At 68.3% G+C, this 10,483-nt stretch carries 9 protein-coding genes; 1 reads left to right on the top strand and 8 read right to left on the bottom strand.

The window, feature by feature from the left end; translation table 11 throughout:
• Positions 1-405: hypothetical protein (locus G3O06_RS43910; RefSeq protein ID WP_205819814.1), on the bottom strand; the 405-nt coding region annotated here is incomplete at its 3' end.
• Between the two features lie 160 nt (positions 406-565).
• Between G3O06_RS43910 and G3O06_RS43905 the strand changes: the two genes are divergently transcribed.
• On the top strand, positions 566-1,102 hold the full coding sequence (locus tag G3O06_RS43905; protein WP_174916212.1) for a TlpA disulfide reductase family protein: 537 nt from the start codon (positions 566-568) through the stop codon (positions 1,100-1,102).
• 97 nt (positions 1,103-1,199) lie between these two features.
• On the opposite strand, the gene G3O06_RS43900 is transcribed toward G3O06_RS43905, so the two are convergent.
• The 7 genes from G3O06_RS43900 to G3O06_RS43870 all read right to left on the bottom strand — a co-directional run.
• Positions 1,200-2,555 (bottom strand): sigma-54 dependent transcriptional regulator, encoded by a 1,356-nt coding sequence (locus tag G3O06_RS43900; RefSeq protein ID WP_039346255.1) that lies wholly within the window; start codon positions 2,553-2,555, stop codon positions 1,200-1,202.
• 94 nt (positions 2,556-2,649) lie between these two features.
• Positions 2,650-4,674: an ATP-binding protein gene (locus G3O06_RS43895; RefSeq protein ID WP_205819813.1), complete on the bottom strand. Its 2,025-nt coding sequence runs from the start codon at positions 4,672-4,674 to the stop codon at positions 2,650-2,652.
• 4 nt (positions 4,675-4,678) lie between these two features.
• Positions 4,679-5,968 (bottom strand): dicarboxylate/amino acid:cation symporter, encoded by a 1,290-nt coding sequence (locus G3O06_RS43890; protein WP_205819812.1) that lies wholly within the window; start codon positions 5,966-5,968, stop codon positions 4,679-4,681.
• A 358-nt stretch (positions 5,969-6,326) separates the two neighbouring features.
• Entirely contained in the window at positions 6,327-8,021 is a 1,695-nt protein-coding gene (locus G3O06_RS43885) for a cation acetate symporter (RefSeq protein ID WP_205819811.1), read from the bottom strand.
• 11 nt (positions 8,022-8,032) lie between these two features.
• Positions 8,033-8,338: a DUF485 domain-containing protein gene (locus tag G3O06_RS43880; RefSeq protein WP_174916216.1), complete on the bottom strand. Its 306-nt coding sequence runs from the start codon at positions 8,336-8,338 to the stop codon at positions 8,033-8,035.
• A 95-nt stretch (positions 8,339-8,433) separates the two neighbouring features.
• Entirely contained in the window at positions 8,434-9,639 is a 1,206-nt protein-coding gene (locus G3O06_RS43875; protein WP_205819810.1) for a CaiB/BaiF CoA-transferase family protein, read from the bottom strand.
• Between the two features lie 30 nt (positions 9,640-9,669).
• A partial coding sequence (locus G3O06_RS43870; RefSeq protein ID WP_205819809.1) for an acyl-CoA dehydrogenase occupies positions 9,670-10,483 on the bottom strand: 814 nt, incomplete at its 5' end.

Here is a 10,483-nt window from a genome sequence, read left to right as displayed (position 1 = left end):
GAGCCCGTTCACCGCGCCGCCGGCCGCGAGCGGCACGGGCACCGAGGCCGTTTGCGGCGCGCCTTCGAGGTTGCGGGACAACCCGGCGCGCAGGAATTCGAGCGCCGCGCGGCGCGTGTCGTCACGGTCGTCCGGCAGCGTCAGCGTGCCGACCGCAAACACCGCGCCGTCGACGTGCGCGGCCTGCATCCGCATCGGCATCGACGCGCCGCCGATCGCCACCGGCTGTTCCTCGACGGTCGGCTTCGCCGGCAGGTCGATCGTATAGCCGGCGTCGTTGTGCAGCGTGCGCCAGTCGTACGACGGCGAGCACGCGGCCAGCGCGACGCTCATGCACGCGAGCGCGGCGAAGTGTCGCAGCGAACGAAAAAGGGGGCGCAACGAAACGGTGACTTCCTTCGGCATGGCGTGGATCGGGCAGGCAAAACGGGCATTATCCGCCGAACGTGAATTCCGGGATGCGTGGCCGCCGCCGGTGCGCGCGCCGCATTCGCGCTAAAATGAGCGCCGAATTTCGATGTCCTTTGCATTGATCCGCGTCATCGACCGACTCCGAGAGCACCAGATGAACACCACGCCCCCCGCCCGCCGCAGCGCCGGCCCCGTCCGCTACATCGTCGCCGTCGTCGTCGTCGCGGCGATCGCCGTTGCCGGCTTCTTCGCGTTCAACGGCAAGTCCACCGTGCCGGACGCCACGTTCACACTGCTGTCGGGCCAGAAGGTCTCGACTGCAGGCGACCTGAAAGGCAAGGTCTATCTCGTGAACTTCTGGGCGACGAGCTGCGCGACCTGCATGCAGGAAATGCCGCAGATGGTCGATACCTACAACCGCTTCAAGGGTCAGGGTCTGGAATTCGTCGCGGTCGCGATGAACTACGATCCGCCGATGTACGTCGCGAACTACGCGCAAACGCGCCAGCTGCCGTTCAAGGTCGCGCTCGACGACGGCAGCGTCGCGAAGCAGTTCGGCAACGTCCAGCTCACGCCGACGACCTTCGTCGTCGACAAGGACGGCAAGATCCTGAAGCGCTACGTCGGCGCCCCGCAGTTCGCGGAACTCGACGCGCTGCTCAAGAAGGCGCTCGACAGCAACGCGGCCTGAGCGCCGCCCGATCCGGCTCGAAGGGCCGCGCACCGCGCCCTTCCCCGCACGACGGACCGCACGACCGGGCAACCCGGTTCCGCGGTCCGTTTGCTTTTCAGCGCTCGGTTTCGCCTTTCGCCGACAGCCCGTAGCGCTTCATCTTCTCGTACAGCGTCGCCTTGCCGACATGCAGCCGGTCGGCTGTCGCGGCGACCGCGCCACCCGTCTGGTTCAGCGCCTCGGCGATCACCGCGCGCTCGAATTGCTCGATGCGCTCCTTCAGCGTCTGCTCGTTGTCGGCGTCGTCGCCGCTCGCGCCCGTCTCCTGCGGCATGTCGGCCACGCCGAGCACGAAGCGGTCGGCCGCGTTGCGCAGCTCGCGCACGTTGCCGGGCCAGTCGCGCTGCATCAGGCTCGCGCGCTGCCGGTCGGTCAGCACCGGCGCGGGCCGCGCGTAACGCACGGCCGCATCGAGCATGAAGTGCTCGAACAGCGGCACGATATCCTCGCGGCGCTCGGCGAGCGGCGGCAGCGCGATCGTCACCACGTTGAGGCGGTACAGCAGGTCGCGCCGGAACGTGCCGGCCGCGACGAGTTCGCTCATGTCGCCCTTCGCGGCCGCGACGACGCGGCAGTTCACGCGGATCGGCTGGTTCGAGCCGAGCCGCTCCAGCACGCCGTCCTGCAGCACGCGCAGCAGCTTCACCTGCAGCGCGAGCGGCATGCTTTCGATTTCGTCGAGGAACAGCGTGCCGCCCGACGCATATTCGAGCTTGCCGACGCGGCGCTTCGCGGCGCCGGTGAACGCGCCGGGCTCGTAGCCGAACATTTCCGACTCGAACATCGGCTCGGGCAGCGCGCCGCAATTCACCGCGATGAACGGCTTGTCGCGGCGCGGCGACAGCTCGTGCAGGCTGCGCGCGATCAGCTCCTTGCCGGCACCGGTGTCGCCGTTGATCAGCACCGACGCATCGGTCGGCGCGACGTTCGCGATCAGCTTGCGCACCTGCTCGATCGCGGGGCTGCGGCCGATGATGCGCGGCGCGACGACGTTCTGCCCGGCCAGCTCGCGCCGCAGCGCGTGGTTCTCGAGCACGAGCTCGCGCCGCTCGAGCGCGCGGCGCACCGTCTCGATCAGGCGCTCGGCCGCGAACGGTTTTTCGATGAAGTCGTACGCGCCGTCGCGCATCGCCTGTACTGCCATCGAGATGTCGCCGTGCCCCGTGACGAGGATCACGGGCACGTCGGGCACACGCTCGCGGCACTGCGCGAGCACGTCGAGCCCGCTCGCGCCGGGCAGTCGGATGTCGCTGACGATCGCGCCGGCGGTATCCGCGACGATCGCCTTCTCGGCCGCTTCGGCCGACTCGAAGCCGGCGACATCGAACCCCGCCAGTTGAAGGCTCTGCACGCTTGCCCGGCGAACGAGCGCATCGTCTTCGATATAGATCACTTGCAGCCGGTTGGCCATCGTACTCACTTGCTCCTGACGGGCCGCGCGGCGGCAGCGCGCGCGGCGTCGTTGATACCGATCGTGCGCCGACCGGGCGGGCGGCGTGGCGCGTCTAGCGCGAGCCCGCCGGCTCGGACACGGAGTCCGGATGATGCGTGCGGGCGCGCCGCAGCGTCAAGACGAACAGCGCGCCGCCCGACGGCGCGTTGCGCGCGGTCAGCGCACCACCCGCGTCGCTCGCGATCGACGACGAGATCGCGAGGCCGAGCCCGAGCCCGCGCCCCATTTCCTTGGTCGTGAAGAACGGCTCGAACAGGCGCGGCAGCAGGTCGGGGGCAATGCCGCTTCCGTTGTCGCGCACCTCGACCGCGAGCGTGGCCGCCGACACCGCGATCGTCACCTCGATCGCCGGTGCCGCAACCCCGGCAACCGCGTCGAGTGCGTTGCCGAGCAGGTTGATCAGCACCTGTTCGAGGCGCAGGTCCTCGCAACGGGCGACGAGTTCGGGATAGTCGCGCGCCAGGTCGAGCGGCGCATCCTGCGCGGGCGACACGGTCGCGTCCTGCAGCGTCAGCGTGAGCGTGACGCCGCGCAACCGCTCGTCGAGCAGCGACAGCACGCTGCGCAGCGCGCGCACGACGAGCGCCCGCTCGTTGCGCGGTTTCGCGCGGCCGACGAACAGCTTCAGCTGGTTCGTGATCTTGCCCATCCGCTCGGTGAGCGCGGCGATCGCCTCGAGGTTCTCGCGCGCGGCCGCCTGCTCGCCGCGATCGAGCAGCACGCGCGTGTTGTCCGAGAAGCTGCGCAGCGCCGCGAGCGGCTGGTTCAGTTCATGTGTGATGCCGGCCGCCATCTGGCCGAGCGCGGCGAGCTTGCTCGCCTGGATCAGCTCGTCGTGCGCGGCGCGCAGCTCCTGCTCCGCGCGGATCCGGTCGCCGACTTCCTTCTGCAATTGCTCGTTCGCTTCCGACAGGTCGGCCGTGCGCTCCTCGACGCGCCGGTTCAGCTCCGCGTACGCCTGCTGCAGCAGCGCGCGGCCGCGGATCATTTCGCGCACGCGCGCGCGGCGCATCCGCCAGTAGAACGCGAGCAGCGCGACCGACACGAAGCCGAAACCCGTGACGATCGTCGCGTTGCGCGCATCGGCGTCGACGGGCGCGATCGGCGCGAGCGTGACGAGCAGCCAGTCGGGCTCGCCGATCCGGCGCTTGCTCGCAAGGTAGCGCGGCGCACGCAGGCCGGGGCCTACGCCGGCCGCGCCGAGACGCACGATCTCCGCATCGGGGCCGAGCACCTGCTCGATGCGCAGCGGCAGCGGCGCGACGGGCTGCTGCGCGTACTGGCGCGTCTCGTAGATCGACGCGGCGACGGGGCCCGTGAGCGGGCGCAGCGTGTGGTACTTCCATGCGGGCACCGACGACAGGAACACGACGCCGTGATCGTCCACGACGACGAGCGGCTCGGATGCATCGGCGCCCTGGAACCATTCGAGGTTGAGCTTCACGACGACAACGCCCGCGATCTTGCCGTCGCGCCACACGGGCTGCGAGATGTAGTAGCCGGGGTCGCGCGAGATCGTGCCGATCCCGAAGAAGCGGCCGACCTGGCCGTTCATCGCATTGAGGAAATACGGGCGAAAGCGGTATTCGATCCCGACGAAGCTGTCGGGCGCGCGCCAGTTGCTGGCGGCGACACACAGGCCGTCCGCGCCGATCACGTAGGTGACGGTCGCGTGCGCGTGTTCGTTGAGGTCTTCGAGATAGCGATTGACGCGCCCGGTGTAGTCGGCGCGCTTCGGCTCGGCGAGCAGGTCCTGCACATACGGATGGCTGCCGAGCAGATAGGGCAGCGATTCGTAGCGGTCGAGCGTGCTCTTGAGCGCGTTGGTGGTGCGGTCGACGCGCACCGCGGCGTTGCGCTGCAGCTCGGCAACGCCGCGCCGCCAGGTGATCGTCCACGTCAGCGTGCACGCCGCGGCGAGCGCGGCGGCAAGCACGGCGAGAATGAGCAGACGGCGCGTCACGGTCGAGGCTTCCTGGCGATGCGGATCGCCTATTGTGTCATAGGCCTCCGCCTCTCCGCCTCGACCGCCGCGGCCCGCGCCGCCGGCGGGCGGTGCCGCCGCCTGCTCCTTCATGGCGTCAGACGCCGGCCGTCTCGGTCGGCGTAACTTCACCGCCGCCCTTCAGCGCCTGGCGCAGCTTGTTGCGGTCGAGCTCCTTCTCCCAGGCCGACACGACGACCGTCGCGACGCCGTTGCCGACGATGTTGGTCAGCGCACGGCATTCGCTCATGAAGCGGTCGATACCGAGGATCAGCACCATGCCCGACAGCGGGATCGTCGGCACGACGGCCAGCGTCGCGGCGAGCGTGATGAAGCCCGCGCCCGTGACGCCGCTCGCGCCCTTCGACGTCAGCATCGCGACGGCCAGCAGCGTGAGCTGCTGCATCCACGTCAGTTCGATGTTGGTCGCCTGCGCGATGAACAGCACGGCCATCGTCATGTAGATGTTGGTGCCGTCGAGGTTGAACGAATAGCCGGTCGGCACGACGAGGCCGACGACCGAACGCGAGCAGCCGGCCTTCTCGAGCTTTTCCATCAGTTGCGGCAGCGCGGCTTCCGACGAGCTCGTGCCGAGCACGATCAGCAGCTCTTCCTTGATGTAGGACACGAAGCGGATGATCGAGAAGCCCGTGAAGCGCGCGATCGTGCCGAGCACGACGAGTACGAACACGACCGACGTCAGGTAGAACGTGCCGATCAACTTGAGCAGCGGCACCAGCGAGCCGACGCCGTACTTGCCGATCGTGAACGCCATCGCGCCGAACGCGCCGATCGGCGCCAGCTTCGTGACGATGTGCACGATGCCGAACAGCACGCGCGTGAGCCCGTCGATGAAGTCGGTCACGACCTTGCCGCGCTCGCCGAGGTGCGCGAGCACGCTGCCGAACAGCAGTGCGATCAGCAGGATCTGCAGGATCTCGCCCTGTGCGAACGCATCGACCATCGTGTTCGGGATGATGTGCATCAGGAAGTCGACCGTCGACTGCCCGTGCGCCTTCGCCGCGTACGACGCGACGGCCTTGCCGTCGAGCGTCGCCGGATCGATGTTGAAGCCGACGCCCGGACGCAGGATGTGCGTGGCCGCGAGGCCGAGCAACAGCGCGAAGGTCGACACGATCTCGAAGTACAACAGCGCCTTGCCGCCGACGCGGCCTACCTTCTTCATGTCCTCCATGCCGGCGATGCCGGTGACGACCGTACAGAAGATGATCGGGCCGATCACCATCTTGATCAGCTTGATGAACCCGTCGCCGAGCGGCTTCATGTCGGTGGCGAGCGCCGGGTAGTAGTGGCCGAGGATCACGCCGACGATGATGGCGAAGATCACCTGCACATAGAGCACTTTGTAGAAGGGTTTCTTCTTCACGATGGTTCCTGCAGAAGTAGATGAGCCGATGGAAACGGCGTCACGCGCGCGGACGAATGTCACAGGGGAGATTCACTCGCCCGCGCGGCTGCCGTGCCGCAACAAGCGATGCCTCAGGACGTCCGGAGGGGAAGGAAGGCAGTGGTCATCGATTGTCTCCTTGCTTGCTGTAGTAGTTCGGCCGGGGGGATGGCCGTGCGTTTTATATCGCAAGGTCGATGCCAGGTTTCCCGGACCCCTCAAACCGTTGTTTTCATTGTATTTCTCATAATGCGGCAGGCAAGGAAATCCGGGATTCCGGATTTCCGGAAAATATCCGTCCGGCGATCCGGACGGATGCGCTTATTCGTCTGAATAATCAGTGCTGCACGGCGCGACCGGCCAGCACGCCCGTCTGCGCGTAGAACTCCTGCTGCGCGAAGGCCTCGCGCTCGCGCCGCGCGCGTTCGCTGCGATCCGCGAGCGAGCCGACGACGATCCCGATGAACGCGAGCGGCACCGACACGAGCGCCGGGTTGTCGAGAAACACTGGCGCGTGCGCGTGGTGCAGCACGTCGACCCACACCGACTTCGACAGCACTGTGAGCGCGACCGCCGACACGAGGCCGAGGCCGCCGCCGAGCACCGCGCCGCGCGTCGTCATCCCGCGCCAGAAGATCGACATCGCGAGCACCGGGAAATTCGCGCTCGCGGCCACCGCCGCGACGAGGCCGACCATGAACGCGACGTTCACGTGCTCGAACAGGATCGACAGCCCGATCGCGACCGCCGACAGCGCGATCGTCGCCGCACGCGAGATGCGCATCTCGACGCGCTCGTCGGGCTTGCCGCGTGCCCACATCTGCGCATACAGGTCGTGCGAGATCGTCGTCGCGCCGGCGAGCGTCAGGCCCGCGACCACCGCGAGGATCGTCGCGAACGTGACGGCCGCGATGAAGCCGTAGAACCAGTTCCCGCCGACCGCCTGCGCGAGCTTCACCGCGACCATGTTCGAGCCGCCGAGCAGGTCGTGCGTCAGGTTGAACGTGCCGTTCGCGCCGAGCTTGAAGAACTCCGGATGCTGCGCGAGCAGCACGATCGCCGAGAAGCCGATCACGAAGGTCAGCAGGTAGAAGTAGCCGATGAAGCCGGTCGCATAGAGCACCGACTTGCGCGCCTCCTTCGCGTTCGGCACCGTGAAGAAGCGCATCAGGATGTGCGGGAAGCCGGCCGTGCCGAACATCAGCGCGATGCCGAGCGACAGCGCGTTGGCCGGGTCGCGGATCAGCTTGCCGGGGCCCATGATCGACAGCGCGCCCGGATGCACGGCCACCGCGCGGCGGAACATCTCGTCGACGCTGAAGCCGAATTCGGCGAGCGCGAGCACGACGAGCACCGTCGCGCCGCACAGCAGCAGCACGGCCTTGATCACCTGCACCCAGGTGGTCGCGGTCATCCCGCCGAAGAACACGTAGACGACCATCAGCACACCGACGATCAGCTCGGCCGTGCCGTACGACAGCCCGAACAGCAGCTGGATCAGCTTGCCCGCGCCGACCATCTGCACGACCAGGTACAGCACGACGATGGTCAGCGAATTCGCGGATGTCAGCAACCGGATCGGCCGCTGTGCGAAGCGGTACGCGACGACGTCGACGAACGTGAACTTGCCGAGGTTGCGCAGCGGCTCGGCGATCAGGAACATCACGAACGGCCAGCCGACGAGAAAGCCGATCGAGTAGATCAGCCCGTCGAAGCCGAACATGAACACCATGCCGGAGAGCCCGAGGAACGACGCGGCCGACATGTAGTCGCCCGCGATCGCGAGCCCGTTCTGCAGCCCGGTGATGCCGCCGCCGGCCGTGTAGAAGTCGCGCGTCGAGCGCGTGCGGCGCGCGGCCCAGCGCGTGAGCGCGAGCGTCGCGAACACGAACGCGAAGAACATCCCGATCGCGACCGGGTTCAGTTCGACCTTGTCGGGCATCGGGCCCGCGACCGATACGGCATGCGCGGCGGAGGAAACGAGAGCGAATGGAATAACAAGCGCGCCGGGCGCGATCGAGGTACGTCGCATGTCGGCCTCCGTCACGAACGCTGCAGGATCGCGTCGACGCGGCGGTCGAACGCACGGTTCGCGCGCACCACGTAGCACGCGGTCAGGCTGATCGCGACCAGGATGATCGCGACGCCCGTGGCGATCCCGACCGTCGTCGTCGCGCCTTGGTACAGCGGCGCGGCAAGCACGTGCGGCGCGAGCGCGACGAGCAGGATGAAGCCGTAGTACGTGGCGATCATCAGCGCCGTCAGCGTGAAGCTGAAGCGGCGCCGCGCACGCACGAGCTGCTGGTAGTCACGGCGCGCCGTGACCGATTCGATGACGGAAAGCTCCATGGTGTCTCCATGTTCACCTCGTCGTTGCGAGGCGTATTTTGTGGATAGTCGGCGCGCAATCCGAATCCGCCCGCGCCGCGGCGGTCAAGAACGACTTACACGACGCGATCCGCACGCAGCCGCGCGACCTCGTCGGCCGACATCCCGAGCCAGCCGCCGAGCACCGCGTCCGTATCGGCACCGAGCACCGGCGGCGCACCGCGCACCGGCAACCGCGTGCCGTCGAACCGATACGGCGGCGCAAGCACGTCGACGCCGCCCGCGACCGGGTGCGGCTGCCGCGTGACGAGCCCCGCGCTCGTCGCACGTTCCGACTTCAGCGCTTCGTGCAGCCCGAGCACTTCGCCGCACGGAATGCCCGCATCGGCGAGCGCCGCGAGCAACGTCGCGCGCGACCGGCGCGCGAGTTCGCCGCGAATCTCGGGCAGCAGGTCGGCGCGGTTTTCCGAACGGCCGAGGTTGGTCTTGTAGCGCGCGTCGGCCGCGAGATCGGGCCGCTCGATCGCGTCGCAGAAGCGCGCGAACTGCGTGTTGTTGCCGACCGTGATCACGAGCGGGCCGTCGGCCGCGTCGAACACGCCGTACGGCACGATCGACGGATGCGCGTTGCCGTAGCGCGGCGGGTCCTCGCCCATCAGCAGCGCGTCGAGCCCGTAGTACGCGGTGATCATCAGCCCGCAATCGAACAGCGCCATCTCGATGCGCCGCCCGCGCCCCGTCGCATGGCGCTCGTACAGCGCGGCGAGGATCGCCTGAGCCGAATACATGCCGGTGAACAGGTCGACCGCCGCGACGCCGAACTTCAGCGGCGGCTGGCCGGCCTCGCCGTTCAGCGCCATCAGCCCGGCCTCGCCCTGCACGACGAGGTCGTAGCCGGGCCGCGCGGCCTCGGCGCCCGAACGGTCGTAGCCGGAGATCGCACAATGCACGAGGCGCGGATTCAGCTCGGCCAGCGCGTCGTAGCCGAGCCCGAGCTTTTCCGCGCCGCCGAACTTGAAGTTGTGAAGCACCACGTCGGCCTGCGCGGCCAACTCGCGTGCGAGCCGCCGCCCTTCTTCCGTCTGCAGGTCGAGACAGATCGAGCGCTTGCTGCGGTTCACGCTGTTGAAGTAGGTCGTCTCGGTGTCGCCTATCCTCAAGCCCCAGTCGCGCGTGTCGTCGCCGCGCGCCGGATGTTCGACCTTGATCACTTCCGCGCCGAAATCGGCGAGCACCATCGCGCACCACGGGCCCGCGAGCACGCGCGAGAAATCGAGCACCTTCACGCCGGCCAGCGGCAATGCGCGCGATTCGTTCGTCATCCTTGTCTCCTCCATTCGCGTGGTTCGCTTTTACTGTTTCGACAGCGCGATGTAGCGCGCGAGATGGTGATCTTCATCACCGAGCTGGTGATCGATCATCACGAGGCGCTTCGCGTAGTGCGACAGCGGCAGCTCCCACGTCATCCCGATCCCGCCGTGCAGCTGGATGCTCTCCTCCGCGACGAGCGTGCCGATCCGGCCGATGCTGGTTTTCGCCGCCGCCAGCGCGCGCTCGCGCACCACGCGCGGCGCATCGAGCTGCGCGGCCGCGTTGATCACGGCCGAGCGCGCCTGCTCGACTTCGAGCAGCAGGTCGGCCATCCGGTGCTGCAGCGCCTGGAAACTGCCGATCGGCAAGCCGAACTGCTTGCGCGTGCGCAGGTAGTCGAGCGTGTACTCCTTCGCGACGTCCATCGCGCCGAGCGCTTCCGCCGACAGCGCAAGCAGCCCGTAGCCGAGCACGCGTTCGAGCAGCTCGGTGCCCGCTTCACCGTCGTGCGCGCCGAGCGCGGCATCGGCCGGCAGCGCGACGCGCTCGAAGCGCACTTCGGCCGCGCGGCCGCCGTCGATCTTCTTGTAGTCGCGCAGCGATACGCCCGGCGTGTCGGCCGGCACGACGAACAGGCCGATGCCGGCCGCATCGTCGTCGTGCCCCGACACGCGCGCGCTGACGACGAAGAACGCCGCCTGCGCGGCCTGGTCGACGACGCCCTTCGCGCCCGTCAGCACCCAGCCGTCGCCCGAGCGTTCGGCGCGCGTACGCACGGTCGTCAGTTCGTAGTGCGAGCCCGGCTCGTCGTGCGCGAACGCAGCGCTCGCGCTGCCGTCGATCAGCGCCGCGAGA

Source organism: Burkholderia sp. Ac-20345, assembly GCF_017104825.1.
In the GTDB taxonomy this organism is placed as follows: domain Bacteria; phylum Pseudomonadota; class Gammaproteobacteria; order Burkholderiales; family Burkholderiaceae; genus Burkholderia; species Burkholderia lata_B.
This window is presented reverse-complemented; position numbering and strand designations above follow the sequence as displayed.